The sequence below is a fragment of the Marinobacter sp. EVN1 genome (assembly GCF_000475375.1).
Lineage (GTDB): Bacteria > Pseudomonadota > Gammaproteobacteria > Pseudomonadales > Oleiphilaceae > Marinobacter > Marinobacter nauticus.
Genome location: NZ_AXCB01000006.1, coordinates 56,755 through 82,609 on the forward strand (window position 1 = coordinate 56,755; position 25,855 = coordinate 82,609).

The 25,855-nt window shown below is 58.8% G+C and carries 26 protein-coding genes; 4 read left to right on the plus strand and 22 right to left on the minus strand.

The features are described 5' to 3' along the window. Window positions 1-177 precede the first annotated feature (177 nt). From Q674_RS23320 to Q674_RS23385, 14 genes are all read right to left on the minus strand, one after another. Complete coding sequence (locus Q674_RS23320; protein WP_023007893.1) at window positions 178-1,167, minus strand: DUF368 domain-containing protein; 990 nt, start codon at window positions 1,165-1,167, stop codon at window positions 178-180. Then, window positions 1,167-1,823 (minus strand): protein-L-isoaspartate(D-aspartate) O-methyltransferase, encoded by a 657-nt coding sequence (locus Q674_RS23325; protein WP_014421914.1) that lies wholly within the window; start codon window positions 1,821-1,823, stop codon window positions 1,167-1,169. The genes Q674_RS23320 and Q674_RS23325 overlap by 1 nt, the downstream gene beginning before the upstream one ends. Beyond that, a complete protein-coding gene (surE, locus tag Q674_RS23330; protein ID WP_023007894.1) occupies window positions 1,820-2,590 on the minus strand; it encodes a 5'/3'-nucleotidase SurE in 771 nt (256 codons plus the stop codon). The genes Q674_RS23325 and surE overlap by 4 nt, the downstream gene beginning before the upstream one ends. A gap of 20 nt (window positions 2,591-2,610) precedes the next feature. After that, window positions 2,611-3,666, minus strand: coding sequence for a tRNA pseudouridine(13) synthase TruD (gene truD / locus Q674_RS23335; RefSeq protein WP_023007895.1), 1,056 nt, complete (start codon window positions 3,664-3,666; stop codon window positions 2,611-2,613). After that, window positions 3,663-4,142 (minus strand): 2-C-methyl-D-erythritol 2,4-cyclodiphosphate synthase, encoded by a 480-nt coding sequence (gene ispF / locus Q674_RS23340; RefSeq protein ID WP_023007896.1) that lies wholly within the window; start codon window positions 4,140-4,142, stop codon window positions 3,663-3,665. Before ispF ends, truD begins: the two co-directional genes overlap by 4 nt. Before the next feature lie 34 nt (window positions 4,143-4,176). Beyond that, window positions 4,177-4,878 (minus strand): 2-C-methyl-D-erythritol 4-phosphate cytidylyltransferase, encoded by a 702-nt coding sequence (gene ispD / locus Q674_RS23345; protein ID WP_023007897.1) that lies wholly within the window; start codon window positions 4,876-4,878, stop codon window positions 4,177-4,179. 151 nt (window positions 4,879-5,029) lie between these two features. Continuing rightward, window positions 5,030-5,302, minus strand: a complete 273-nt coding sequence (locus Q674_RS23350; RefSeq protein ID WP_011784438.1) for a septum formation initiator family protein — start codon at window positions 5,300-5,302, stop codon at window positions 5,030-5,032. A 199-nt stretch (window positions 5,303-5,501) separates the two neighbouring features. Next, complete coding sequence (gene eno / locus Q674_RS23355) at window positions 5,502-6,797, minus strand: phosphopyruvate hydratase (protein WP_011784437.1); 1,296 nt, start codon at window positions 6,795-6,797, stop codon at window positions 5,502-5,504. Window positions 6,798-7,043: 246 nt separating this feature from the next. Further along, window positions 7,044-7,889 carry a 3-deoxy-8-phosphooctulonate synthase gene (kdsA, locus tag Q674_RS23360; protein ID WP_023007898.1) on the minus strand — a complete coding sequence of 282 codons (846 nt, stop codon included), beginning with the start codon at window positions 7,887-7,889 and terminating at the stop codon, window positions 7,044-7,046. Window positions 7,890-7,891: 2 nt separating this feature from the next. Continuing rightward, a complete protein-coding gene (locus Q674_RS23365) occupies window positions 7,892-9,520 on the minus strand; it encodes a CTP synthase (protein WP_023007899.1) in 1,629 nt (542 codons plus the stop codon). A gap of 88 nt (window positions 9,521-9,608) precedes the next feature. Then, on the minus strand, window positions 9,609-10,946 hold the full coding sequence (gene tilS / locus Q674_RS23370; protein ID WP_023007900.1) for a tRNA lysidine(34) synthetase TilS: 1,338 nt from the start codon (window positions 10,944-10,946) through the stop codon (window positions 9,609-9,611). After that, the gene (accA, locus tag Q674_RS23375) at window positions 10,930-11,883 is read right to left on the minus strand and encodes an acetyl-CoA carboxylase carboxyl transferase subunit alpha (RefSeq protein WP_023007901.1); all 954 of its coding nucleotides are present in this window, start codon (window positions 11,881-11,883) and stop codon (window positions 10,930-10,932) included. The genes tilS and accA overlap by 17 nt, the downstream gene beginning before the upstream one ends. A gap of 102 nt (window positions 11,884-11,985) precedes the next feature. Further along, complete coding sequence (gene dnaE, locus Q674_RS23380) at window positions 11,986-15,468, minus strand: DNA polymerase III subunit alpha (protein WP_036198877.1); 3,483 nt, start codon at window positions 15,466-15,468, stop codon at window positions 11,986-11,988. Window positions 15,469-15,470: 2 nt separating this feature from the next. Next, on the minus strand, window positions 15,471-15,947 hold the full coding sequence (locus Q674_RS23385; protein WP_014421922.1) for a TlpA family protein disulfide reductase: 477 nt from the start codon (window positions 15,945-15,947) through the stop codon (window positions 15,471-15,473). A gap of 67 nt (window positions 15,948-16,014) precedes the next feature. Between Q674_RS23385 and arsC the strand changes: the two genes are divergently transcribed. From arsC to Q674_RS23405, 4 genes are read left to right on the plus strand one after another with little or no spacing between them, the layout of a single operon-like run. Further along, the gene (gene arsC / locus Q674_RS23390; protein ID WP_014421923.1) at window positions 16,015-16,368 is read left to right on the plus strand and encodes an arsenate reductase (glutaredoxin); all 354 of its coding nucleotides are present in this window, start codon (window positions 16,015-16,017) and stop codon (window positions 16,366-16,368) included. Between the two features lie 15 nt (window positions 16,369-16,383). Further along, window positions 16,384-16,989 (plus strand): NAD(P)H:quinone oxidoreductase, encoded by a 606-nt coding sequence (wrbA, locus tag Q674_RS23395; RefSeq protein WP_023007903.1) that lies wholly within the window; start codon window positions 16,384-16,386, stop codon window positions 16,987-16,989. Window positions 16,990-17,031: 42 nt separating this feature from the next. Beyond that, complete coding sequence (locus Q674_RS23400) at window positions 17,032-17,391, plus strand: DUF2069 domain-containing protein (RefSeq protein WP_014421925.1); 360 nt, start codon at window positions 17,032-17,034, stop codon at window positions 17,389-17,391. A gap of 38 nt (window positions 17,392-17,429) precedes the next feature. Beyond that, a complete protein-coding gene (locus Q674_RS23405; protein WP_370231760.1) occupies window positions 17,430-19,223 on the plus strand; it encodes a GspE/PulE family protein in 1,794 nt (597 codons plus the stop codon). Window positions 19,224-19,236: 13 nt separating this feature from the next. On the opposite strand, the gene Q674_RS23410 is transcribed toward Q674_RS23405, so the two are convergent. The 8 genes from Q674_RS23410 to smrA form a co-directional block, all read right to left on the minus strand. Then, a complete protein-coding gene (locus tag Q674_RS23410) occupies window positions 19,237-20,298 on the minus strand; it encodes a DUF3080 domain-containing protein (RefSeq protein ID WP_023007904.1) in 1,062 nt (353 codons plus the stop codon). Window positions 20,299-20,308: 10 nt separating this feature from the next. Then, the gene (gene mtnC / locus Q674_RS23415) at window positions 20,309-21,001 is read right to left on the minus strand and encodes an acireductone synthase (RefSeq protein WP_023007905.1); all 693 of its coding nucleotides are present in this window, start codon (window positions 20,999-21,001) and stop codon (window positions 20,309-20,311) included. After that, complete coding sequence (locus Q674_RS23420; RefSeq protein WP_023007906.1) at window positions 21,001-21,558, minus strand: 1,2-dihydroxy-3-keto-5-methylthiopentene dioxygenase; 558 nt, start codon at window positions 21,556-21,558, stop codon at window positions 21,001-21,003. Before Q674_RS23420 ends, mtnC begins: the two co-directional genes overlap by 1 nt. After that, on the minus strand, window positions 21,555-22,181 hold the full coding sequence (locus Q674_RS23425; protein ID WP_014421930.1) for a methylthioribulose 1-phosphate dehydratase: 627 nt from the start codon (window positions 22,179-22,181) through the stop codon (window positions 21,555-21,557). The genes Q674_RS23420 and Q674_RS23425 overlap by 4 nt, the downstream gene beginning before the upstream one ends. Before the next feature lie 89 nt (window positions 22,182-22,270). Continuing rightward, window positions 22,271-24,469 (minus strand): xanthine dehydrogenase family protein molybdopterin-binding subunit, encoded by a 2,199-nt coding sequence (locus Q674_RS23430; protein WP_023007908.1) that lies wholly within the window; start codon window positions 24,467-24,469, stop codon window positions 22,271-22,273. 1 nt (window position 24,470) lies between these two features. Next, a complete protein-coding gene (locus Q674_RS23435; RefSeq protein WP_023007909.1) occupies window positions 24,471-24,959 on the minus strand; it encodes a (2Fe-2S)-binding protein in 489 nt (162 codons plus the stop codon). A 59-nt stretch (window positions 24,960-25,018) separates the two neighbouring features. Next, window positions 25,019-25,210 (minus strand): hypothetical protein, encoded by a 192-nt coding sequence (locus Q674_RS23440; protein ID WP_022991679.1) that lies wholly within the window; start codon window positions 25,208-25,210, stop codon window positions 25,019-25,021. A gap of 53 nt (window positions 25,211-25,263) precedes the next feature. Continuing rightward, window positions 25,264-25,845 (minus strand): DNA endonuclease SmrA, encoded by a 582-nt coding sequence (gene smrA, locus Q674_RS23445; RefSeq protein WP_023007910.1) that lies wholly within the window; start codon window positions 25,843-25,845, stop codon window positions 25,264-25,266. Window positions 25,846-25,855: the final 10 nt, after the last annotated feature.

Genomic DNA, 25,855 nt, shown 5'->3' on the forward strand with positions numbered 1-25,855 from the left:
TGCCCGGTTATGAAAAATCCGTCTTAAGAATTGCCCTGATTTTATCCAGTTTCTTATCATTCAGGACTAACTTACTAATATATTGCACGATTATCGGGCAATTCCAAGTTACCCTGCGCACAGGATTGTTACCCTCGGGAACAGTCTTTTTGTGCGCCAGGTAACATTTTCTCTGGCTCAGGCAGAACCACTCTCCGCAGGCGTTGCCTTTTTGCTGGCCAATTCAATCACTAACACCAGCGCCAGTCCGAGCGCCGCCATTAACACCGCCAGCAGAATCTGGGGATCCTGCCCGTAAAGCGTTGTCCAGGTTTCCGGTGTCACCGGGGTCTGGCTCAACGGTACCTGATGCCCGGCACTGTTGGTACGCCAGCTGAGGGTTTCCTGCCAGGGCCAAACCTTACTCAAGGCGCCCACCATAAAGCCGGTGAGCAGCGCTAACACAGTGTCGTGAAAATGCCGAAAGGCCAGCGTAATCAGGCGCGCAACCGACAACAACCCAATCAGGCAACCCAGCACAAACAGCCCCAGATGGATCAGTTCAAGATTTTTGATCGCGGCAAGAACGGGGGCGTACATGCCGATAATCAACAGCAGGAAGCTGCCAGAGATTCCGGGCAGAATCATGGCGCAGATGGCCAGCGCGCCAGCTCCAAGGAAGGCAATACCCGTGGGCGCAAGTTCACTGGCCGGCAAGGTCGTCACCCACCAGGCAAAGACAGCCCCCGCCACAAACGGCACGAGCAAACCGGCCCGAGGGCGCTGGATCTGCTGACCAACATGCCAGACCGAGGCCACGATCAAACCGAAAAAGAAGCTCCATATCAGAACCGGCTGGGTTTCGAGCAACCAGGTAATAACAGAGGCCAGACTGGCAACACTCGAGACAATCCCCGCCAGCAGGCACACCAGAAATGTTCCGTCGATGGCTCGCCAGAAGCCGGCCACATTACCCCGCACCAGTTGGCGCACAAAGGCTACGGGCGCGGCACTGATGGCCTCCAGCAAGCGGAAGTAGATACCGGTGATGAAGGCAATGGTGCCACCGGAAACACCTGGCACAATATCCGCGGCACCCATCGCCATGCCCCTCAGAAATATCGCAGGCAGGCGGTGATGATACTCAGTCTGGTTTTGGTCTGTTTCCGACACCGACGGTTCTGACATTAACGGATAACTCCCCCCAACAAAGGCACAAAATGCACCGGTTCAAGGTTGTGGCGCTCAAAGCGATTGCCTTTGCGGATAATCTCAACCAACACCTGATTCTCTTCCCCCACCGGGGCTATCAGCACGCCACCATCGGCCAGCTGATCCAGCAGTTCTCTGGGAACTTCCACCGGGGCTGCCGTTACGATGATGCCATCGAAGGGCCCTCGTTCTGGCCAGCCCATACCACCATCCGCATGTTTAAGCAGGACATTGCGCACGTTTAACTGGCGCAGCCGGTCCCGGGCGCGATCCTGGAGCGGGCGGATACGCTCAACACTGTAGATCTCGGGGAACAGTTGCGAAAGTACGGCCGTCTGGTAGCCGGAGCCGGTCCCCAGTTCCAGCACCCGTTGCGGCGCATGGGCCAGCAACAGCTCAGTCATCCGGGCGACGATGTAGGGTTGGGAAAGAGTCTGGCCATGCCCGATGGGCAGCGAGGTATCCTCGTAGGCCCGGTGTGACAACGCTTCATCCAGAAAGATATGCCGGGGCACCTGGCCAATCACCTCAAGCACCCGGTCAGACTCTATTCCCCCCTCACGCAGACGCTGCACCAGACGCATGCGCGTGCGCCGTGAGGTCATACCAATGCCTTCGAGCTGGGCCGTCATGACTGACCTCCAGTAGTCATATCCAGACCGTCAACCCATTCCCTGAGGCCGGACAAGGCTTCATGCCGGGTCATATCGATGTGCACCGGGGTGATGGACACATAGCCCTCACGCACCGCATGAAAATCCGTACCCGGGCCTGCATCTCCGCCCTGCCCCGCTGCCCCTATCCAGTATCGCTGCTTGCCTCTCGGGCAGGTCATCGGCACCGCACCTTCGGCCCGTTCACGGTGCCCCAGACGGGTCACGCGGAACCCGCTAAGCTGTTCCCAGGGCAGATCCGGCACATTTACATTGAGAATGGAACGGGGGCCCAGTTTCAGGGCCTGCTTGTACTCCAGCAACAGCCGCACTACCCGGGCAGCCGTGTCGTAATGGAAATAGCCATTGTTGACCAGCGATACAGCAATGGCAGGCAGCCCCAGATGGCGCCCTTCGGTAGCAGCAGCCACTGTGCCCGAGTAGATGATGTCATCACCAAGATTGGCGTGGGTATTGATGCCCGACACCACCCGATCAAACGCCGTGTCGAACAAACCGTTAACGGCCAGGTGTACGCAATCTGTCGGCGTTCCGTCGACAGACCGGAAACCATTGGGGTGCTGCTCTACCGTAAGAGGTCGGTTCAGTGTCAGGGCATTACTGGCACCGCTGTGATCCCGGTCCGGGGCAACAACTTCCAGCTCCCCGAGGCCCTTCAGACCCTCATACAGCGCCACCAGACCCGGCGAATGAACGCCATCGTCGTTGGACAACAGAATTCGCACAATTATCTCCGCTAGCCATACTACTTGTTATCACGGCTGAGGCTCAGGTCCTCAAGCTCGAAAAGGTCACCCAATACCGTTGTGGCATATTGCCCGGGCAACAACACAAACTGAATCCGCAGGGTGGTGGTATCCAGCCACTGCCATTTGAACTCTCCCGGGCGGGCTACCAGGGGGCGACGCTCCGGTTTCATGCGGGTGGACTGGAACAACCTGGTCAACTCCGGGCAGGCATCCACCACGCCACGCTCAAGGGATTCCTGCTCGCCCGAGGCCAGCGTACCGCCATCGCCCCACAGTGGTCCGGTTGGCCCGGCACCTGAGGGTTCCGGCTCTCCCGGCAACACCTCAGTCCAGGTTCGATTGCTGACCCGCTCCGCAAGTACCTGATTGAACAGCCAGGAACGTGCCGCCGAAAAGTACAATACGTTTTTCGACGCGCTTCTGCCAGCGCGTCCGCGCTTGCGATTGAGCCGTGAGGGATCAATCTGTACAGCACGGTCGAGATTCGCTCCCTGAAAACCGAACCGCTGGGGGCCAAAATAATTGGGGGCGCCCTGGCTCGCCAACCGCGCAAGCCCGGCTTCCACAAGCTCGCGCTGGCCCGTCACATTGCGCAGCACAATCTCAAAACCATTGGTCTGATGATCGCCCCGCCTCAGTTTGCGGGAATGGCGAACCGCGGCCCGAACCGGCCAACGCTGGCCAACCTCTGCCATCAACGCCTGATCGTCCGCTTCCTGGCCAGGCCGATAAAGACTGAACCACTGAACCGTCACCGCATGCCGGTCTTTCAGGCCACAGAAACCAACATCGAAAGAACGACAGCCCGCCAGAGCCGCCAGCTCCCGTGCGACGTACTCGGTATTGTCACCGGTTTTCTCCAGCCGCAGGCAAAGGTGCTCACCGTCGCCCGATACCGCAACCGGACCCGGCGCCGCGACATCATCCTCCCGCTCCGGCCAGAGCAACTCCGTAACCCGAAAATCCTCTGGCGACGTTTTCAGCTCAGCACGACCAACCCGAGCTCCGCCAGACACCGGCCAGTCCAACAGCCACTGAGAATCCTCACTCACTGGGAAACCGCCTCAAGCAAACACACCGCCTGACAGGCAATGCCTTCCCCTCGCCCGGTAAAGCCCAGCTTTTCTGTGGTGGTGGCTTTCACGCTCACCCGATTAGCGGGCACGCCCAGATCCTCGGCAATATTCATCCGCATCGCCTCTATATGGGGCGCCATTTTCGGCGCCTGGGCAATGATTGTGGAATCAATATTGGTAACCGCGTAGCCCTCATCCAGCACCCGCTGCATCACCCGCCGCAACAAATCCCGGCTGTCTGCACCGGCCCACTCCTCGCTGGAGTCCGGAAAGAAATGGCCAATATCACCCAGCGCCACCGCGCCCAACAGCGCATCGGCAAGCGCATGCAACAGAACATCCCCATCCGAGTGCGCCTTCAGACCGTGGCTATGGGGAATCGTCACACCCCCAAGAATGACAGAATCGCCCTCACAGAAGGCATGGACATCAAAGCCCTGACCAATGCGCATGATCATCTCCGAAAACAGAACAGAATGCAGGGAATCACTGACGCCCGAGAATAAACTCCGCCAGCGCCAGATCCGAGGGGACCGTAATCTTCAGATTATCCGGGCGCCCTTCCACCAGAACCGGCATGTTACCGGAAAACTCCATGGCAGAGGACTCATCCGTAATCGACTGGCCACGTTCCAGACACAATGACAACGCCTGTTTTAACGCTCCGAACCGGAACATCTGCGGCGTCAACGCCCGCCACAACCGGCTCCGGTCAATGGTCTCACTCACCACCGGCAATGATCCGGCCTCGGCAAGCTTCAACGTGTCCGCCACCGGCGCAGCCAGCAAACCACCCACCGGATGCTCAGACAACGTCTCAATCAGACGGGACAGATCTTCAGAATGAACACAGGGCCGCGCCGCATCATGTACCAGCACCCAGTCATTATCCGCCGCCTGCCCCTCCAGGGCTACCAGAGCCGACAACACCGAATCCGCCCGTTCTTTGCCCCCAGTACAGGTCTGCACCCGATCATCCCTCGCCGACTCACTCTCCGGCCACCAGTGGTCCTTCGGATTCAGCGGCACCATACAACCTTTAAACGGGGCGTTGTCCAACAAACGGGACAGGGTGATATCCAGGATGAAACGGTTATTGATTTTGAGGTATTGCTTGGGGCATTCGGCGTTCATGCGCTGGCCGATACCGGCGGCGGGGACAATAAGCCAAAGATCTGCATTTTTCATGGGACGGCACTTCAAAGGTCAGGTGAGCGTCGGGGAGTGTCTCTCCGGGAATTTCGAAGGCCAGGGATGGCCTGAGAGAAGCGCACATGGATGTGCTTGTAGCGGTTCCCGGAGAGACACTCCCCGGCGCTCGCACCACCCGGGTCTGAAATCAATTTTCAACAACGAGAAAGAACGTCTCATCCTCACGAATCAGGCCAAGATTCATCCGGGCCCGCTCCTCAACGGCCCCCTGCTCATTGCGAAGATTCCGCACCTCCGCATAAAGCCGGTCATTCCGGGCCGCCAACTCGGCATTCTCTTCCCGCTGCTCGGCAATCGACTGCTCCAGGGCCCACACCTGCGCAAAACTGCCCTCCCCGATCCACAGGCGAACCTGCAGCAGGAGTATCAGCACTACCAGAATGGCCCAAAGCGATTTCATGCCGAATCCGTACAGAAAATGAACAACAAAATAAACGAGTCGAGGGTCAAGTATAGACCTTATAGTAGATTAGCAACAATTTTCTGTAAGTCACTGTACAAAAAGGCCATCGTGTCTGAATTTTCATTCAGAACGCGATGGCCTTAACATTTTGTTACCTGCCGGAATGGACCGGCAGGTCAGAAAACGTCGCTAATCCTCAACCCTGACCTTTGATTTCGCTCAGGCCACGGTAAGGTGCCTTGCCTTCCAGCGCCTCTTCAATACGCAGCAGCTGGTTGTACTTGGCAACCCGGTCGGAACGACACAGAGAACCAGTCTTGATCTGGCCAGCACAGGTAGCCACGGCCAGATCCGCAATGGTGGTATCTTCGGTTTCACCGGAGCGGTGAGAAATGACCGCTGTGTAGCCAGCATCCTGAGCCATCTTGATGGCATCCAGAGTCTCGGTCAGGCTACCGATCTGATTGAACTTGATCAGAATGGAATTACCAATGCCCTTCTCGATACCCTGCTTCAGAATCTTGGTATTGGTGACAAAAAGGTCATCCCCGACCAGTTGAACCTTGCTGCCCAGTTTGTCGGTCAGCACTTTCCAGCCGTCCCAGTCGCTCTCGTCCATACCATCTTCGATGGACACAATCGGGTAACGGTCGCACAGGCCGGACAGGTAATCGGCAAAGCCTTCGGAATCGAAGCTCTTGCCTTCACCAGACAGCTGGTACTGGCCATCTTTGTAAAACTCGGAAGAGGCACAGTCCAGCGCCAGAGTGACGTCTTTGCCCAGTTCATAACCGGCTTTCTCGACGGCTTCCTTGATCGCCGCCAGGGCTGCTTCGTTGGACGGCAGGTTGGGGGCAAAGCCACCTTCGTCGCCTACGGCTGTGTTCAGGCCCTGGGCCTTCAGCACTTTCTTTAGGCTATGGAAGATTTCGGCACCAACGCGCAGGGCTTCACCGAAGCTGTTCACGGAGACCGGCTGGACCATGAATTCCTGGATGTCGACGTTGTTGTCGGCGTGCTCACCACCGTTGAGGATGTTCATCATCGGCACCGGCATGGAGAATTTGCCGGAGGTGCCGTTTACATCGGCGATGTGCTCATACAGAGGCTTGCCCAGGGAGACAGCTGCGGCTTTGGCAGCAGCCAGGGATACGGCCAGGATGGCGTTGGCGCCCAGGTTGGCTTTGTTTTCGGTGCCGTCCAGGTCGATCATGATCTGGTCCAGACTGCGCTGGTCTGCGGCATCTTTACCCAGCAGGGCGTCACGAATCTGACCGTTGATGGCTTCAACGGCTTTGCGAACACCTTTACCGAGGTAACGGGAGGCGTCACCATCGCGCAGTTCCAGAGCTTCGCGGGAACCGGTAGAGGCGCCGGACGGTGCGCAAGCGCGGCCCAGTGTGCCGTCTTCCAGGATGACGTCTGCTTCCACGGTGGGGTTACCACGTGAATCCAGAACCTCACGGGCTTTGATGTTGGCAATCTTGGTCATTCGGTTGATTCTCCAGATTTTATCTTTTAATCACTATACAAGCTTTGAATGATGGTGCCGGAGCGATCAACTGGAAGGGCCTGGCGAAAACCGCTACAAGCACATCCATGTGCGCTTCTCTCCGGCCATCCCTGGCCTCCGAAATTTTCGCCAGGCCCTTCCAGTCGCTCGCTCTCAAGGTTCACAGTATGCCGTCATTCCAAAAACAATGAGGCATGCGACCTGTCAAAATACCAACACCGCCAATCAGGCGGTGTCGATAGGTTTAAAGCTTTTTACCAGATCGTCGACAGCTTTCACTCGCTCAAGGAACGGTTCCAGCTGGCTCAGGCGCAAGGCGCAGGGGCCATCGCATCTGGCTTTGTCCGGGTCAGGGTGAGCCTCAAGGAACAGGCCAGCCAGGCCCTGAGACATTCCCGCCAGGGCCAGGTCGGTGACCTGGGCGCGACGCCCGCCGGCGGAGTCGGCCCGACCGCCCGGCATCTGCAGGGCGTGGGTGACGTCGAAGAACACCGGCACGTTCATCTGTTTCATGATGCCGAAGCCAAGCATGTCCACCACCAGGTTGTTGTAGCCGAAGCTGGTGCCTCGCTCGCAGAGGATAATCTGGTCGTTGCCGGCTTCTTCGCACTTGGTGATGATGTGCTTCATTTCCTGGGGTGCCAGGAACTGGGCTTTCTTAATGTTGATGACGGCGCCGGTTTTGGCCATGGCCACCACCAGGTCAGTCTGCCGGCTCAGGAAGGCGGGCAACTGGATGATGTCGCAGACTTCCGCCGCCGGGGCAGCCTGACCAGGCTCGTGCACGTCCGAGATGATGGGCACGCCGAATTTGCTTTTGATGTCGGCCAGGATCTGCAGCCCCTTCTCGAGGCCGGGGCCGCGGAAGGAGTTGACGGATGAGCGGTTGGCTTTGTCGAAGGACGCCTTGAATACGTACGGGATGCCCAGACGAGTGCAGACATCCACATACTTTTCCGCCACTTCAAACGCCAGTTCCCTGGACTCAAGCACGTTCATGCCGCCGAACAGCACAAACGGCTTATCGTTGGCGATCTCAATGCCCGAGACGTTCAGGTTGCTGCGCGCCATAATCAGGATCCTTTCTTGTTCGCCAGCGCGGCTTCAACAAAGCCCTTGAACAGCGGATGGCCGTCGCGAGGTGTTGAGGTAAATTCCGGGTGGAACTGGCAGGCAACAAACCAGGGATGATCGGGCGCTTCCACCACCTCAACCAGCTTGCCATCGGCAGAGCGGCCGGAAATTTGCAGGCCTGCTTCTTCCAGCCTGGGCAGGAAATGGTTGTTGACTTCGTAACGGTGACGATGGCGCTCACGAATGGTCTTCTTGCCGTAACAGCCAACGATGGTGGAGCCTTCGGTCAGTACACAATCCTGGGCACCCAGACGCATGGTGCCGCCGAGGTCGGATTCTTCGGTGCGCTCTTCTTTTTCACCGGTGGCATCAAGCCATTCGGTGATCAGGCCGACAACCGGCTCCGGTGTGTGTTCACGGAATTCCGTGCTGTGGGCGTCTTTCAGGCCGGCCACGTTGCGGGCGTATTCGATAACCGCCACCTGCATACCCAGGCAGATGCCCAGATACGGCACCTTGTTTTCACGGGCGTACTGTACGGTGCGGATCTTGCCTTCCACGCCACGCTCACCAAAGCCACCGGGCACCAGAATGGCATCGGCGGATTCCAGCACGGAGGTGCCGTCGCGTTCGATGTCTTCGGAGTCGATGTAGTTGATGTTGACCTTGGTGCGGGTCTTGATGCCGGCGTGCAGCAGGGATTCGATCAGGGACTTGTAGGCGTCCAGCAGTTCCATGTACTTGCCGACCATGGCGATGGTGACTTCGTCCTGCGGATTCATCAGTGAATCCACAACCGCGTCCCATTCGCTCAGGTCTGCTTCACGGGCATCGAGACCGAAGCGTTCGATAACCAGCTGATCCAGACCGTATTCGTGCAGCATGCGCGGAATGGCATAGATGGACTTGGCATCCTGCATCGGGATGACCGCACGCTCTTCCACGTTGGTGAACAGGGCGATTTTACGACGGGAGCTGGCGTCCACTTCGTGCTCAGAGCGGCACAGCAGGATATCCGGCTGCAGGCCGATGGAGCGCATTTCTTTCACGGAATGCTGGGTCGGCTTGGTTTTGATCTCGCCGGCGGTGGCGATGTACGGCACCAGAGTCAGATGCATGAACAGTGCACGCTGGGAGCCTACTTCCACCTTCAGCTGACGGCAGGCTTCCAGGAACGGCAAGGACTCGATGTCACCTACCGTGCCACCGACTTCAATCAGTGCCACGTCGGCACCCGCTGCGCCTTCCACCACACGGCGTTTGATTTCGTCGGTGATGTGCGGGATGACCTGAACGGTACCACCCAGATAATCGCCACGGCGCTCTTTGCGAATAACTTCTTCGTACACCCGGCCGGTGGTGAAGTTATTGCGTTTGGTCATTGGAGTGCGAATGAAGCGCTCGTAGTGGCCAAGATCGAGGTCGGTTTCCGCGCCATCTTCGGTGACGAAAACCTCACCGTGCTGGAACGGGCTCATGGTGCCGGGGTCCACGTTGATGTACGGGTCCAGCTTGAGAATGGTGACCTTCAGGCCGCGCGCCTCGAGGATGGCTGCCAGTGAGGCAGACGCAATACCTTTCCCCAATGAGGACACGACACCGCCGGTGACGAAAATATAACGCGTCATGCAGATTCCGTGATTATCTGGTTCGGTGAAGGAGGGAGATTATTCATCTCAAGATGGGACGCCAGACTACCAGAAAGCCCCTCTCTACTCAATCACAATCCCGCTCCACAATCAGCCGCCAGCCGGCGGCATGGGCGCCTCCGGAGTATCGTTCAGAACACCACAAATCGCCAATGGCAATCCACGCTTCCCCGGCCTCGGAGACCTCGCAAACCAACGGCAGTGCTGCTCTCTCCCAGGGCGGCACGCCCTGCTCCTGCAACCAGGTTTTCAACGACCGGGAGGGTAAATTGGCCCCGAACCGGATTCGCTCCCCACCCTGCCTCGTAGATACCCTTATTTCCGGGCAGGAAGATTCCGGTGTAGTGCTCAGCGAATCCGGCACCAGTTGAAGGGTCCACCACCCCCACTTCAATAACTGACCAGGCAACAAGGATCTGGGGGCTTCCGGAATCCGGACCTCAGCCACCAGGTACAGATGATCCCGATAACGGCGGATACAGAATCCGTTTCCAGGAATTTCCGGTGAGCGGTCCGGCCCGGCATGAATCAACTGGTCAAGTGCTGAGTCCCAGCCCGACAGCGCCGGAACCGGCAATCCCCGGCCATGAATCCACCAGCGCACCAGGTTCCGGCGTTCAATCTGCCCGAGCGCAGAGAAGGGGGCCAGCCGGATTCGACCTTTATCGTCGCCGCAACTCTGCCATTGCAACTCCGCCAGCCTCTGACTCAGGGTTTCACTCTCGGCGCAGGCCCGGGCACTGTGAGCAACGCGCTTCAACAAACCCGGCCAACGCTGTTTAAGGCCCGGCATTACCGAGTGCCGCAGATAATTGCGGTCGTGTACTTCACTCTGGTTGCTGGGATCTTCTACCCAGCTTACCCCCTGCTCACGCGCCACCTGCTCCAATCGACTGCGGGATACGTCAAGCCAGGGCCGGTAGAGATGCCCCAGCCCGAGCGACCGGGCAGCAGGCATTCCGGCCAGACCGTTTACGCCAGTACCACGCAGCAGCCGGAACAGAACCGTTTCTGCCTGGTCGTCTGCATGGTGCGCCATCAGGAGAAGGTCGTTGTCTCCCAGAACCTCCCTGAAGACCTCGTAGCGCGCCGCTCTTGCTGACTCTTCGAGGCTCCCCGCGCCCGTAGCTACATTCACTCGACGCACCCGGAGTTCGACGCCCAGTCCAGCACAGAGATCGATACAGGCGCGCTCCGTCTGATCGTGATTGGACTGTAACTGATGATTGATATGCAACGCTCTGACGCGCGGATGGGCGGCCGCAACGACATGCAAAAGCAGGGATGAGTCCAGGCCGCCGCTCAGGGCGACCCAGAGTTCATCACAGGCGGGAAGTTTCTGAACCGGCCCGATCAGGTCTTCGGGCCAGGTATCCCGGCGAGCGGTGTTACCGCCCGCCGTCATAGCGGGTAAGACGCTCGTACCGGCGGGAAACCAGTTCATCCAGCGGCAATCGGCTCAGCTCAGCCACGCCCTGGGCCAGCGACGTCTTCAGGGTTTCCGCCATTTTTTCCGGATTGCGGTGAGCGCCGCCCAGCGGCTCATCGATCACGTGATCCGCCACACCCAGCTCTTTCAGACGATCGGCGGTAACGCCCATGGCCTCAGCCGCCTGAGCAGCGTACTCGGCGCTCTTCCAGAGGATGGAGGCGCAGCCTTCCGGAGAAATAACGGCGTAGGTGGAGTACTGCAACATGTTGAGCTGGTCGCAGACACCGATCGCCAGTGCGCCACCGGAACCACCCTCGCCGATCACGGTAGAGATAATCGGAGTTTTCAGTCTCGACATCACCGCGAGGTTGAATGCGATGGCTTCACTCTGTCCGCGCTCTTCGGCACCGATACCGGGATAAGCGCCCGGGGTATCGATAAAGGTCAGAATCGGCATTTTGAAACGTGCAGCCATTTCCATCAGGCGCAGAGCCTTGCGATAACCTTCCGGACGAGGCATCCCGAAGTTGCGCTTGACCTTGTCCCGCACTTCACGACCCTTCTGGTGGCCGATAATCATGACCGGCGTGTTATCGAGGCGAGCAGTGCCGCCAATGATCGACAGATCATCGGCGTAGCGTCGATCACCATGCAGTTCGTCAAAATCCTCGAAGATCAGGTCAATATAATCCTGGGTATAGGGCCGGCGCGGGTGCCGGGCCAGACGGGCAATGTCCCAAGACTTTAGGTCGGAGAAGATCGACTCGGTCAGACTGATGCTCTTCTTTTTCAGGCGGCTGATTTCGTCGGTGATATTGATATCGGTGTCGTTACCCACCATGCGAAGCTCTTCAATCTTGGCTTCCAGGTCGGCGATCGGCTGTTCGAAATCCAGGTAGTTAGGGTTCATGATGTTCCATCATTTTATTGCCAGGCGGGCCGAAACCCGCCAAAACCAGAATTTGGGACAAAGATAGCAGCGCTGCCGGCAAGGCTAAAGCGGACATTGGTCTTAATCATAGACCAGTTCCACAGACTGGTCGCCCACCAGGTGCTTCAGCTCGAACAACAGTGTGTCGTCTGGCTGTACCCGCCAGCTTTCACCCAGTTCAATACGGGTGCTGGCCTCGGCACTGCGGTACTCAATCCAGACCGGACTGCCTTCACTGCGAAACGGCCTGAGGGTATCGTCCAGCTTGTCCAGAAGTCCATTCTGCAACTGCTCTGAACGCAACGCCAGTTTGATACCCCGACTGAACTGCTGACGGGCGGTCGCCACATCCATCACGCTGCTGACCCGCATTTTCATCTGGCCGGAATAATCATCGTGACTGACCTGTCCTTCCACCACAATTACCTGGTCCGACTGCAGTAACTCCCGGTTCTCGAAGAAGGCCTCGGAAAACAGGGTAGCCTCAATCCGGGCGCTGCGATCATCCAGGGTAATGAAGCACATGGTAGAGCCGGTCTTGGTCTTCATGGTGCGCTGGGCCACCACCAGCCCGGCTACCCGCTGCGGCGATTTGTTGGGCTTCAGATCGGCGATGGAGCAACGGACAAACCGACGCACTTCCCGTTCGTATTCATCAAAGGGGTGGCCGGTAAGGTACAGGCCCAGAGTGTCCTTTTCGCCTTTCAGGCGCTCTTTCTCCGGCCACTCCCGAACGTGGGCAACGTCTGCATAGGTGTCTTCATCATCGCCACCGCCCTCAAGCATCTCTCCGAACATGTCCACCATGCCGGCGGCATCGTTGCGGGACTGCTGATCCGCCTGCTGAATGGCCTTGTCGATACTGGCCATCAACTTGGCACGGTCGGCGCCCAGTTTATCCATGGCGCCAGAGCGAATCAGGGCTTCCATGGCCCGCTTGTTGACCTTTTTCAGATCCACCCGGCGGCAGAAATCAAAGATATCCTGAAAAGGGCCTTCTTTGGCCGCTTCTACAATGCTCTCGATGGGACCTTCACCCAGGCCCTTGATTGCGCCCAGGCCGTAGACAATCTGGCCCTGATCATTAACGGTAAAGGTATAAGCGGACCGGCTGACGTCCGGCACCAGCAAGTCCAGCTTCATATTGCGGCACTCTTCCACCAGCGTCACCACCTTGTCGGTGTTCTGCATATCGGCGGTGAGAACCGCAGCCATGAATTCGGCCGGATAGTGTGCTTTCAGCCACAGGGTCTGGTACGACACCAACGCGTAAGCGGCAGAGTGGGATTTGTTGAAGCCGTAACCGGCGAATTTCTCCACCAGGTCAAAGATGTTTTCCGCCAGGGTCTTGTCGATGCCGTTGTTTTCACAACCGTCCAGGAAGATGGCTTTCTGCTTGGCCATTTCTTCCGGCTTTTTCTTACCCATGGCCCGGCGCAGCATGTCGGCGCCGCCAAGGGTATAGCCCGCCATCACCTGAGCGATCTGCATGACCTGCTCCTGGTACAGGATAACCCCGTAGGTGGGCTCCAGAACCGGCTTCAGGCCCTGATACTGGTAATCCGGATGCGGATAAGACAACGGCTGCCGACCGTGCTTCCGGTCGATAAAGTCATCCACCATGCCGGACTGCAGCGGACCGGGACGGAACAGGGCTACCAGGGCGATCATGTCTTCCAGGGAGTCCGGTTGCAGGCGGCGGATAAGATCTTTCATACCCCGAGATTCCAACTGGAATACCGCCGTGGTCTCTGCCTTCTTGAGCATGTCAAAAGAGGGCTTGTCGTCCAGCGGAATCGCGCTGATGTCGAGCTCGCCTTCCCCACGCTGCTGCCGGCGCGGGTTGATCATGTTCAGTGCCCATTTGATGATGGTCAGGGTTCGCAGGCCCAGAAAGTCAAATTTCACCAGGCCGGCGTCTTCCACATCGCCCTTGTCAAACTGGGTCACCAGACTGCCGCCTTCGTCATCACAGTAAAGCGGCGAAAAATCGGTGATCTTGGTGGGTGCGATCACCACGCCCCCGGCGTGCTTGCCGGCGTTACGGCACACGCCTTCCAGCTTCAGAGCCATCTCCCAGATTTCCTGGGCTTCTTCATCCTGCTCCAGGAATTCTTTGAGCTGGGGCTCCTGCTCGATCGCCTTGTTCAGGGTCATGCCCACTTCAAAGGGGATCAGTTTGGAGAGTTTGTCTGCCAGGCCATAGGATTTTCCCTGCACCCGGGCCACATCGCGGACCACCGCCTTGGCGGCCATGGTACCGAAGGTAATAATCTGGGAAACCGCTTCCCGGCCGTATTTCTGGGCGGTGTAGTCGATGACGCGGTCCCGGCCTTCCATGCAGAAGTCGACGTCGAAGTCAGGCATGGAGACCCGCTCCGGGTTCAGGAACCGCTCGAACAGCAGATCGTATTCCAACGGATCCAGGTCCGTGATCAGCAGCGCATACGCCACCAGCGAGCCGGCACCGGAACCCCGGCCTGGCCCTACTGGCACGCCGTTGTTCTTGGCCCACTTGATGAAGTCCATTACGATCAGGAAGTAGCCTGGGAACCCCATCTGGATAATGATGTCCAGCTCGAACTTCAGGCGCTTGTAGTACTCTTCACGCTTTTGATCATACTCCGGATCGTCCTTGCTCAGGGTCTTCGCCAGTCGGGCTTCCAGTCCTTCTTCCGACACATGGCGAAAATATTCGTCCATGGTCATGCCGTCCGGGATCGGATAATTAGGCAGGAAGTATTCACCCATCCGAACCTTCACCGAGCAGCGCCTGGCGATTTCCACGGTGTTTTCCACAGCTTCCGGAATGTCCGAGAACAGCTCGATCATTTCCTCGGCGCTGCGCAGATATTGCTGATCGCTGAACCGACGATCCCGCCTGGGATCGTCCAGAGTCCGGCTTTCGCCGATGCAGACCCGGGCTTCGTGGGCTTCAAAATCATCCGCCTCAAGGAAGTGAACGTCATTGGTCGCCACCACCGGCAAACCGAGCTCAGCTGCCAACTCCACACTCATGTGCAGACAATCCTCATCACCGGCCCGCCCTGTGCGCTGCAACTCCAGGTAATAACTGTCGGGATAGAGGTTTCGCCAATAGTCTGCACGCTCCCTGGCCAGTTCCGGCTTCCCGGCCAGCAAGGCCTTGCCGACGTCCCCCATCTTGGCGCCGGACAGCACAATCAGGCCCTTGGCACGGGATTCCAGCCAGCTTTTCTCGACAATCGGCTTGCCGTAGCGCTGGCCTTCGGTATAGCCTTGGGAAATGATCTCCGTCAGGTTCAGGTAACCATCGTTGTCTCGGGCCAGCAAGGTCAGCCGGAACGGGGTTTCGGGCTCATCCGGATTCTCCAGCCAGATATCGGCACCGATAATGGGCTTGACGCCCGCGCCCATGGCGGCCTTGTAGAAACGTACCAGTGAGCACATGTTGGACTGTTCGGTCAGGCCAACCGCCGGCATGCCCAGTTCCGCGACCCGGCCGATCAACGGTTTGACCCGAACCAGGCCATCCACCATGGAGTATTCGGAGTGAACGCGCAAGTGTACAAAGGTGTTTGCCATGGTCATTCGCCAATCAGTGCTCGGATGTCTTCTTCGGTCTGGGGCCCGAATCGGGCCTCAATCAGGGTGCCTTCAGGATCCACAACGAAAGTGGCAGGCAGCGCCATCGGCACCTGCCAACCGAACCCGGGCCCCGGATCAGAGGCCAGCATGGTAAACTCAATCCCCATACGTTCGCCGAGTTCAACCAGCGGCACACCCGTAACGCCATCAAAATTAACCCCAAGCACCGCAATATCCGGAGCCTTGTCCAACTCGTTCAGCTCGGGGATTTCCTCAAGGCAGGGTTTGCACCACTCCGCCCAGTAATTCACCAGTACCCATTGGCCGCGGTACTTGTTCCAGTTGGCCAGGGTGCCGTCGGCCCGTTCCAGCTCGATCTTTTCACAACCTGAGACCAACAACAGCATCAGCATGAGTACCGGCCATGCCAGCCAACGTGCGCCACTACAAAAGAGCCCGGACTGAGGGTACTGCAAGGGTTATCCTCCTGTTAGACTAACGCCCCGGAAAAGTCTGCAATCAATAGGTTAAACGGCCACGACCATGACAGAAGCTACCCGTATTTTCCATAACCCCAGGTGCTCAAAATCACGCCAGACCCTGGAACTGTTGCAGCAAAAGGGCATCGAACCGGTGATTATACGCTACCTTGAGACGCCACCGACAGAGCAGGAACTTCTACACATTCTGGATCTGCTTGGTTGCGAACCCAGGGAACTCATGCGAACCAAGGAAGCCGAATACCGGGAACAAGGGCTGGACAACCCGGATCTCAGCCGAGAAGCCCTGATACGTGCCATGGCAAACACACCGAAGCTGATTGAGCGCCCGATTGTACTGGCCAATGGCAAGGCTGCCGTCGGCCGGCCTCCAGAAAACGTACTGGACATTCTCTGACTACCAGGGCTACCCATGACAGAAACAACTCCCTATGTGCTGGTGCTCTACTACAGCCGCAACGGACAGACCGCCGAGATGGCCACACAGATCGGCCGCGGCGTTGCCAGAGTGGCAGGAATAGAAGCCAGAATCCGGACGGTTCCGCCGGTTTCCCCGGATACCGCCGCCAGCCTGCCCCCGGTTCCGGATGCGGGAGCCCCCTATGCCACCAAAGCCGACCTGGCGGAGTGCGCCGGGCTGGCCATGGGTAGCCCGACCCGCTTCGGGAACATGGCAGCGCCACTCAAGCACTTTCTGGACGGCACCGGCGACCTCTGGCTCAACGGCAAACTGGCCGGCAAACCGGCAGGCGCCTTTACCTCCACCGGCAGCCTGCACGGGGGCCAGGAAACCACCCTGCTGACCATGATGATGCCGTTACTGCATCACGGCATGGTACTGTGTGGCCTGCCCTATTCCGAAAGCGCGCTCAACGAGACCGCCACCGGAGGCACACCGTATGGCCCCTCCCACTGGGCCGGCACCGGTGAACAGCAGGCCCTGAGTGACCATGAGAAAACCCTGTGCCAGGCCTTCGGTGAACGCCTCGCCAGACTGGCCCTGAAACTGGCCAACTAAACTGGACCAAACTTTCAAACAACCCTTAATGCGGACTGCTCCATGCTCCACAACGACAAAGCCAGAAATACCGCACGCCTGACCATCGCCCTTTACCTCGCCGTGCTCGCCACCCTGCTGGTCACTACGTTCTGGCCCGCACCGGTGGAGGGTGTTTCCATACCCCTGATGCTGACCGTCAAACTCCTGCCGCTGCTAGCGTTCGCGGTACCGGTTTTCCGGGGTCACAATCGGGGTTATATCTGGCTGGCGTTTGTGGTGATTTTCTACTTCACTCAGGCCGTGGTTTCAGCCTGGCTGTCGGAGGGCGCCGCCGGTCCTGTGACACTGACTATCCTGACGTTCCTGTTGTTTACCGTTGCCATGGTGCATCTCAAGGTCAATCGACCGGTTGCAAACTGATGTTGCTGGCTCCCGGAGGCACATAGATGGCGAATGACATCGTGACCATGCCGGCACCGCCGCATCGCCAGACCCTGACCCTGAGGGACATCTGTTCAGCGCTGGTGGAAAGCGGCGAGATCGCCCAGCGAGATGCTGAAAAAGTACTGACGGCCAATCTCGGTGCCGCCTCGGGTGCCGGCCATACGCCACAACGACATCCTCTCGAGCTGGTGGCAATTGCCGCACTGACCAGCCAGCGGGACGGCCGAACTCTTGATCTGGAGCGGTTGACCCATTGGCTTGCCCGTTGGGGTGGACAGGACTACTACCATATCGATCCGCTCAAGATCGACACGCCGGCCATCGCGCGGGTGATGTCCTACGCCTTCGCCCAGCGCCATGGCATTCTCGCGGTGGAGATCACCCCGGATGAAGTCGTGATTGCCAGCACCGAACCTTTCAAGCGGGAATGGGAAAGCAACCTCCGCCAGGCGGTACGCAAGGACATTCGCCGGGTGGTCGCCAATCCAGAGGATATCCGCCGTTACACCGTCGAGTTCTATCAACTGGCAAGCTCGGTCAGCAAAGCCAGTGGCGGCCAGTCGTCAAGCGGCACCGGCAATCAGAATTTCGAACAGTTGCTGGACCTCGGCGCCAGCGAGAATCCGGACGCCAACGACCAGCATGTAGTCAAAATTGTTGACTGGCTGCTGCAATATGCCTTCGAGCAACGGGCCTCGGACATTCACATAGAGCCCCGCCGCACGGTTACCCAGGTGCGGTTCCGGATCGACGGTGTGCTGCACAATGTCTACGAATTCCCGGAACACGTTGGCGTGGCCGTGACCAGCCGCCTGAAAATCCTCGGGCGCCTGAACGTGGCCGAAAAACGTCGGCCCCAGGACGGCCGCATCAAAACCCGCAAACCCGACAACAGCGAAGTGGAGCTGCGCCTGGCCACCATGCCAACGGCGTTCGGCGAAAAAATGGTGATGCGGATTTTTGACCCGGAGGTACTGCTCAAATCCTTCGAGCAACTGGGCTTCAGCAAGGAAGACCGGGAACGCTGGCAAACCATGACCTCGCGGCCCCACGGTATCGTGCTGGTAACCGGGCCCACCGGTTCCGGTAAAACCACCACGCTGTATTCCACGCTCAAACAACTGGCATCTCCGGAGCTCAACATCTGCACCATTGAGGATCCGATCGAGATGGTGGAGCCCGCATTCAACCAGATGCAGGTGCAAACCAATATCGACCTGACCTTTGCCCACGGTGTGCGTGCTCTGCTGCGGCAGGACCCGGACATCATCATGATCGGTGAGATCCGGGATCTGGAAACGGCTGAAATGGCAGTGCAGGCAGCGCTAACCGGGCACCTGGTTCTCTCAACACTGCATACCAACGACGCCCCCAGCGCCATCACCCGCCTGATGGAGCTGGGCATTCCGCCCTATCTGATCCGGGCCACGGTACTCGGCGTGATGGCCCAGCGACTGGCGCGTACGCTCTGCCCGCACTGCAAGCAGCCCGGGGAGTCGGATGCTCACGCCTGGCAGACGCTGACCCGGCCGTGGAAGGCACTGCTGCCCCGGCAGTTCTACCAGCCGGTCGGCTGCCTGGAATGCCGGAACACCGGTTACATGGGCCGAGCCGGGGTATACGAGATTATGGCACTGTCAGACAAACTCACCCGCCAGATCACCGATCACTGCGAGCTGGAACAGCTTCGGCTGGATGCCTACAAAGAAGGCATGAAGTCACTGCGGCTCAATGGCGCCCAGAAAGTGGCCGCGGGACTGACCACGGTGGAGGAAATTCTGAGGGTAACGCCGGAAAGCCAACGTTGAGTAAAACGGACCATCAGGCGCCCGGACGAAGCCCGCACTGCCCCAACAGATCCTGCCAGTGCCGGGTATGCCGCATCATGGCCTGATCCAGTTCCTGCCAAAGGCTATTCCGGGTATCGGCCGCCAGATGACGCTGGTACCAGGGCGTAAAACTCTCTGGCATCACGGCTTGCTGCTGTCTGGCGAGTTCCTCAAAGCCCGCAATCAGCGAATCCCGTGCCCGGCTGACGTCACTCATGTACGGCTGGATTTTTCCGATATAGATACTGAAGAAGAAGTTCTGAACAATTTCCGACTGGTTATTGGGCTGGCCGTTGAGACACAGCGGCCTGCCCTCCAATCGAGTGCCGAGCAGCTCGGTGCCGGCATTCAGGGTGCTGATCAGCAAGCGCGCGCTGTTAATAGTCTGGCCCGCCAGCACATCCGCCTGCCAGCGCTGATGAACTTGGCCGAGGTTCTCCAGGGAGATCTCGAGCTTCTGAGCCAGTATGGCTTCCACCTGGCGGTTCAACTGCTGCAGATCCCGGACCAGATCCGACGCGGGATTACCCGCTTCCGCCACCGGATAATAGCCTTTGGACAGGGTAAACTGGCGCTCCACCTCTTCGGTCCCCCAGGTGGCATTCCAGACCGCCAGCGGCAGACTGTCCCGTTTGCTTTCAATGGCGGATTCCAGAGCGTCTGTGAGTTCCTCGTCGTCTACCTGGGGCAGACAGGCCTCCGCAGCTCGGATAAAACGAATCTCATAGCGTAACTGATTGATGGGCTGCATCACCTTGCCCATCACGGAATTGCGTTCGCCCACCACATACTGGAGCTCGCAGCCGTAAAGCGACAGAAAATCCAGCATGCCCAGATCCAGCTCCGGCAGGGCAAGTATCCGCTCTCTCCGCCTGGGTGGAATGGAGGCGGCGGGCAGCTCGGCCCTGGGAACGGGCGCGGTATCGAGTACCCGGGCCAAACGTTCCAGGTACTCATCGGTGAGGGATTCAGCGTCTGAAAAGGGATTGCACCCGAACAGGCTCAGTGCACACACAGCCGGTAACAGCCATGAATACCAGCGGCGCCCGGGCATGAATCACCTCCTATCGTTTGCGCAACAGCGCATCAACCTCCGAAAAATCCGTGGCCACGACCCGAGCGGTATCCGGCAGTTCGCCCTCTCGTACCAGCCAGGCAGTTTTCAGGCCGGCTTCCTCGGCGGCACGCAGCTCTTCCTCAACATCGGACAGAAACAGCACTGTGCCCGCGTCTACCCCCAGCTCCGCAAGAATGTTGCGATAGGACTGGGACTCCTTTTTGCCCCCGACGGCCGTGTCGAAATAACCAGAGAAGAAAACCGTGAAGTCGCCTTCATTGCTATGACCGAAGATCAGCTTCTGGGCCTTGACGGACCCGGAGGAATATACGAACAGTCTCAGGCCCCGATCATGCCAGCGCTTGAGATAATCCGCGGCATCCGGATAGATATGGCCTTTCAGTTCACCGCTGTGGTATCCCTGCTCCCAGACCATGCCCTGCAGCGCCTTTAGCGCCCCCTCCTTGCGGTCTTCGGCAATCCACTCTTGCAGCACATTGATGAGGCCATCGATATCTTTCCGGTCGGTACCGCTGATCTCTGCCACCCGAGCCAGCTGTTCCGCCACCGCCGGCAAGGTGTGATGGTTGGCCCGGATAAACTCCGGCAAGTGCTCGCTGGCGTAGGGAAACAGGACATCGTGTACGAAGGAGATCGAACTGGTGGTGCCCTCGATGTCCGTCAGGATCACTCGAATCATCAGGCCCCTCCCGCCAGGCTCTCATAACGTGGCAGCCGGGAAGCGATATCCTCACCGGTAAAGCTCGCAACCCAGCCTTCCGGGTTGCTGAATAACCGGATACAGGTGAACTCAGGCTCCGGCCCCATATCAAACCAGTGCCGGGTGCCGTCAGGCACACTGATCAGGTCATTCTTCTCGCACAGCAGCGCGTATACCTGGTCACCGAAGTGCAGGTAAAACAACCCCTGACCACGAACGAAGAAGCGCACTTCGTCCTCGCTGTGGGTGTGCTCATCCAGAAATTTCTGGCGGAACGCGTCTTTCTGGGGGTGATCCGCAGTCAGGCTGACCACGTCGGCGGTCTGAAACCCCCAATCCTGCTTGAGCCGTGCCACTTCGTCGGCATAGGCCTCAAGAATCTCCTCCTCGGTGGCGTCGGCCGGCAGATCACGGGTTGCCCAACGATCGAAATGCACACCGTGGGCACTCAGTTTATTCCGGATGGCGTCCGGGTCTGTTACGACCGTCAGGGCCTGCTCGGGCTGGTTCTGATGAAAAATGCTCAGGGTGGTCATCGGCGTACCCTCATGGTTTCGAGTTCACATTCAAAGAGAAATTCAAACGCTTCAATATGGCGCAGGCAATCGGCCATGGTGCGGCCCCAGGTGTAAAGACCATGGCCGCGGATAAGGTATCCAGGCTGTTCCGGGTGCCGCGCAAACCAGTCCCGGGTTTCCTCAGCCAGTGCCGGAATATCCTGGGTGTTGTCGAACACGGGAACAATCAGCTTACCCTCATGGGTTTGCACGCCATTGAAGGCTTTCTGTAATTCATAGCCTTCAAGCTCCAGTGCCTGCCCCGCCGGGATCAGGCGGCTAAGCACGGTAGCCTTGACCGAGTGGGTATGCAGAACGGCGCCAACCTCGGAATAAAGCTGATAGATCACCGTGTGCAGAAGGGTTTCTGCCGACGAGCGGCAATCGCTTTGCACCGCCTGGCCATGAAGATCCACCACCATGACGTCGCCTGCGCCCAACTGACCCTTGTGCCGGCCAGATACCGTAATCGCCACATGGTCGCCATCGATACGGGCCGAATAATTACTGCTGGTGGCGGGCGACCAGCCGCGGTCGTAGAGAAAGCGGCCGGCCTCGACGATGGATTGGGCGGCGGTGGCGTAGCGGGTTACATCAAACACAGGCATCCTCCGGGTTGGTACGAGCCCTGCCCGGGCGCGAATCTGGCGCCATTATAGAACCACCCCAGCCCGGGTAAAACCGATTCCGCTCAGGCTTTAAGGGGCAGACGGCGCTGGCGCTTGCCGGTCAGCGCAAACAAGGCGTTGCCCAGGGCCGGAATCACCGGCGGGACGCCAGGTTCCCCAACGCCGGTGGGCGGCTCTTCGCTGTCGACAATATCCACCACCATCTCCGGTACCTGATGCATGTGCAGCAGACGATAATCGTGGAAGTTACTTTGCTGCACCTCGCCGCCGTCCAGGGTAATTTCCCCGTTCAGCGCCGCCGTCAGGCCAAAGACAATGCCGCCGGTCATCTGATCCTCGACAATTCGCGGGTTAACCACCTGACCACAGTCCACGCTGCAGGTGACCTTGTGAACGCGAATTCCGCCCTGCTCAATACTGGCTTCCACCACCTGGGCAACATAGGTACCAAAGCTCTTGAACAAAGCCACTCCGCGCGCCCTGCCCTCTGGCACCGGCTGGTTCCAGCCCGCCAGCTCGGCAGCCCGCTCCAGAACCCGCCGATGACGGGGCTCACTCTCCAGCAGTTTCAGCCGGAAACTGACCGGATCTTCGTTGGCCTGGCTGGCGAGTTCATCCATAAAGGTCTCGACCGCGAAACCATTGTGGGAATAGCCCACGGATCGCCACCAGGTAATTGGCACGCCCGGGTCAGTGTGGGTATGCCGAACCCGGACATTGGGTACCGCGTAGGGATAGCCAATAGCCCCCTCAATGGCCGAAATGTCTTTCGGGGTTGCGATACCTTCAACCATCAGGCCAACCCTGCCCAATGTTCCGTACAGTAATTTTGGTGCCCAGGGGTACTGGGCTGGTGCAGCGTTCCGGACGTACCAGTCAAGTATCTGCGGGCCAACAATCTGATGATCCCAGCCCGTCAACTGCCCATCCTCCAGACTGGCCGCCATACGATGCAACATGGCCGGGCGGAAAAAGCCATGGCGGGTGTCTTCTTCCCGGGACCAGATCAGTTTGACCGGCACTTTCACCCGGTAGGCGACCAGGGCCGCTTCCTCAATGTAGTCCTGAGTCAACCTGCGGCCGAAGCCACCGCCAAGAAAGGTCGTGTGGATAGTCACGTCATCCGGAGAGAGATCGGTGTGTCGCGCGGCGGCTATGCGGCCCAGATCCGGCGCCTGGGTCGGCGCCCAGACTTCCATGCCACCGTCCCGATACCAGGCGGTCGCATTCATTGGTTCCATGGTGGCGTGGGCCAGGTACGGCTGCTCATATTCAGCCTCCACCAGGGTACCCGCTTTCTCCAGAACAGCCTCGGGGGCACCGTCCACCCGTTCGTCCTCGCCGGGATCGTCACCGGCGGCCTGACGATAGTGTTTGAACACGTCCGGATTGGATAACCCGACGGCCTCGGAAAAATCCCACTCAACCGCCAGCGCTTCCTGAGCCTTCCGGGCTCGCCAGTAGCGATCTGCCACTACGGCCACACCGCGCTCGGTGATGAAGGCATCAAGCACGCCCGGCATGGCCCGAACCTGATCGCGGTTGAAACTGACCGCCAGTCCGCCATAGCGGGGGCTCCGGGTCATAACGGCATAGACCATATCCGGCAGCTCTACGTCTATCCCGTACATCGCCTGGCCGGTGGACTTGGCCTCGGCATCCAGCCTTCCGGCCTGTCGGCCGATGTATTTCCACTGGGAGCGGGGTTTCAGTGGCACATCACCACGAATCACCTCTTTGTCCGCCAACTCCACCAGTTTGCCATAGGGCATGGAATCCAGGCCGTTGGGGTGGCGTACGTACCCGCCCTCCGTTTTGCATTGTCCCGGCTCGACCCGCCAAACCCGGGCGGCGGCCATCACCAGCATCAGTCGCGCCGAAGCTCCGGCCTCCCGCAGGGGCTGCCAACTGGAGGCGACACTGGTGCTGCCACCGGTAAGCTGGAGCCCGAACAACGGGTTACGGTACTCCGGAGCAACCGGGGCAAATTCCACGCGAATGGCCTCCGGCGCTACATCCAGCTCCTCCGCTATCAAAGTGGTAAGGCCGGTGTAGGTGCCCTGGCCCATCTCAACCCGATCCAGGGTGAAAATAATGTCGTTGTCCCGGGTGAGTTCCAACCAGGCGTTCGGTTTCCATTCCCCGGTTTCAGGCTCATAGCCGGTTTGCACGGAGGCACAACCAGGCAGATTCAGCGCCAATAGCAGTCCACCGGAAGCCGAGGTGCTGACCTTCAGGAAATCCCGTCGATTCATCGCCATATTACGCGCCCTCCCCGGCCGGCTGGTACTGGCCCACGCCACCGGCAACGGACTCAACCGCCGCCACAATGCGAGGATAGGTGCCGCAGCGGCACAGGTTGCCGGTCATGGCGGTGACGATCTGTTCGCGATCCGGAGAGGGGTTGTTGGCCAGCAGGTGGGCGGCCGTCATGATCTGACCAGACTGGCAATAGCCACACTGGGGCACCCCCTGCTCCACCCAGGCTTTCTGTAACGGATGCAACTCGCCGTCAGCGGACAGGCCTTCGATGGTGGTGATTTCGGCACCTTCGGCCATCTCCACCGGTGTAGAGCAGGAACGGGCGGGTTGACCGTTCAGGTGCACGGTGCATGCGCCACAAAGGCCTGCACCGCAGCCAAACTTGGTCCCTTTCAGCCCCAGTTCATCCCGCAGCACCCATAACAACGGGGTATCCGGCTCGACATCCAGCGAATGCTGGCGGCCGTTCACAGTCAGCGTGAAAGCCATTCCGTGCTCCTCATCATGTTATTGTTTTGGCTGGTTCGGCGCGTTTTACCGCCACGCCTTTACTTGACGACGTCTTCGCCATCCTTGTTTACCCAAATCTTGCGCTCACCGGTTTCCAGCTTGCCGTTGGAATCCCAGACTTCACGGTTCTGGGTGGCACTTTCCACTTTGCCATTGTCGTTCCAGATTACCCGGTCTTTACAGCCGGCCAATGTCAGTACAGAAATCAAAGCCACTAAAATCAAACGCATCTTAATTCTCCCGAATCCGTGTTTCCGTCGTAGCGAATGATCCAGACGATTCCTTATCTGGAACCATGGATCTCCCGATTATGCTGTTTTTCCCGATCGTTTTTCCTGACCATTACGTAAACCGCGCCGGTGCCACCGTGGTGTTTCTTTGCCGAATGGAAAGCCAGAACGTTGTTCAGCTCTGGCAACCACTTCGCCAGGTAGCTCTTGAGCTGGGCGATGCCATCGGGATTGCGTTCTCCCTTGCCGTGCAGGATGATCACCGAGCGCAAACCGTAATGTACGCAGTCGTTGATAAAACCGAACACTTCCCGGCGGGCTTCCTCCACCGTCATGCGATGCAGATCCAGCCGGGCCTCGATCGGGTACTGGCCAAGACGCAGCTTGCGGAAAACCCCATGCTGCACGCCTGGGCGCTGCCAGCTGAGAATGTCGTGTGCCGTTAGCGGCTCTACCATATCGGACGTCAGTGGGTTCAGGTCTCGCACCGGCTTTTCAACCGCCGCCCTCTGGCGTTCAAGGTGCCCGGGCGTCAGCTCCTTGGGCACCGATACTTCGGCCCGATTGGGTTTGCGTATCCGCTGCACATCCTTCATTTCTTCGAGGAAGGCAAGGCGTTCATCTTTACTGGTCATGACACTAACT

What these genes read in the sequence shown, in the direction of transcription:
- mtnC (WP_023007905.1), bottom strand. Translation starts at nt 21,001, where the DNA reads ATGATTCGAGTGATCCTGACGGACATCGAGGGCACCACCAGTTCGATC.
- Q674_RS23420 (WP_023007906.1), bottom strand. Translation starts at nt 21,558, where the DNA reads ATGACCACCCTGAGCATTTTTCATCAGAACCAGCCCGAGCAGGCCCTG.
- Q674_RS23435 (WP_023007909.1), bottom strand. Translation starts at nt 24,959, where the DNA reads ATGGCTTTCACGCTGACTGTGAACGGCCGCCAGCATTCGCTGGATGTC.
- accA (WP_023007901.1), bottom strand. Translation starts at nt 11,883, where the DNA reads ATGAACCCTAACTACCTGGATTTCGAACAGCCGATCGCCGACCTGGAA.
- Q674_RS23365 (WP_023007899.1), bottom strand. Translation starts at nt 9,520, where the DNA reads ATGACGCGTTATATTTTCGTCACCGGCGGTGTCGTGTCCTCATTGGGG.
- Q674_RS23410 (WP_023007904.1), bottom strand. Translation starts at nt 20,298, where the DNA reads ATGCCCGGGCGCCGCTGGTATTCATGGCTGTTACCGGCTGTGTGTGCA.
- smrA (WP_023007910.1), bottom strand. Translation starts at nt 25,845, where the DNA reads ATGACCAGTAAAGATGAACGCCTTGCCTTCCTCGAAGAAATGAAGGAT.
- Q674_RS23400 (WP_014421925.1), top strand. Translation starts at nt 17,032, where the DNA reads ATGCTCCACAACGACAAAGCCAGAAATACCGCACGCCTGACCATCGCC.
- Q674_RS23325 (WP_014421914.1), bottom strand. Translation starts at nt 1,823, where the DNA reads ATGACGGCCCAGCTCGAAGGCATTGGTATGACCTCACGGCGCACGCGC.
- Q674_RS23430 (WP_023007908.1), bottom strand. Translation starts at nt 24,469, where the DNA reads ATGGCGATGAATCGACGGGATTTCCTGAAGGTCAGCACCTCGGCTTCC.
- wrbA (WP_023007903.1), top strand. Translation starts at nt 16,384, where the DNA reads ATGACAGAAACAACTCCCTATGTGCTGGTGCTCTACTACAGCCGCAAC.
- ispF (WP_023007896.1), bottom strand. Translation starts at nt 4,142, where the DNA reads ATGCGCATTGGTCAGGGCTTTGATGTCCATGCCTTCTGTGAGGGCGAT.
- Q674_RS23350 (WP_011784438.1), bottom strand. Translation starts at nt 5,302, where the DNA reads ATGAAATCGCTTTGGGCCATTCTGGTAGTGCTGATACTCCTGCTGCAG.
- tilS (WP_023007900.1), bottom strand. Translation starts at nt 10,946, where the DNA reads ATGACGGCGGGCGGTAACACCGCTCGCCGGGATACCTGGCCCGAAGAC.
- eno (WP_011784437.1), bottom strand. Translation starts at nt 6,797, where the DNA reads ATGACCAAGATTGCCAACATCAAAGCCCGTGAGGTTCTGGATTCACGT.
- arsC (WP_014421923.1), top strand. Translation starts at nt 16,015, where the DNA reads ATGACAGAAGCTACCCGTATTTTCCATAACCCCAGGTGCTCAAAATCA.
- kdsA (WP_023007898.1), bottom strand. Translation starts at nt 7,889, where the DNA reads ATGGCGCGCAGCAACCTGAACGTCTCGGGCATTGAGATCGCCAACGAT.
- dnaE (WP_036198877.1), bottom strand. Translation starts at nt 15,468, where the DNA reads ATGGCAAACACCTTTGTACACTTGCGCGTTCACTCCGAATACTCCATG.
- Q674_RS23320 (WP_023007893.1), bottom strand. Translation starts at nt 1,167, where the DNA reads ATGTCAGAACCGTCGGTGTCGGAAACAGACCAAAACCAGACTGAGTAT.
- Q674_RS23440 (WP_022991679.1), bottom strand. Translation starts at nt 25,210, where the DNA reads ATGCGTTTGATTTTAGTGGCTTTGATTTCTGTACTGACATTGGCCGGC.
- ispD (WP_023007897.1), bottom strand. Translation starts at nt 4,878, where the DNA reads ATGAAAAATGCAGATCTTTGGCTTATTGTCCCCGCCGCCGGTATCGGC.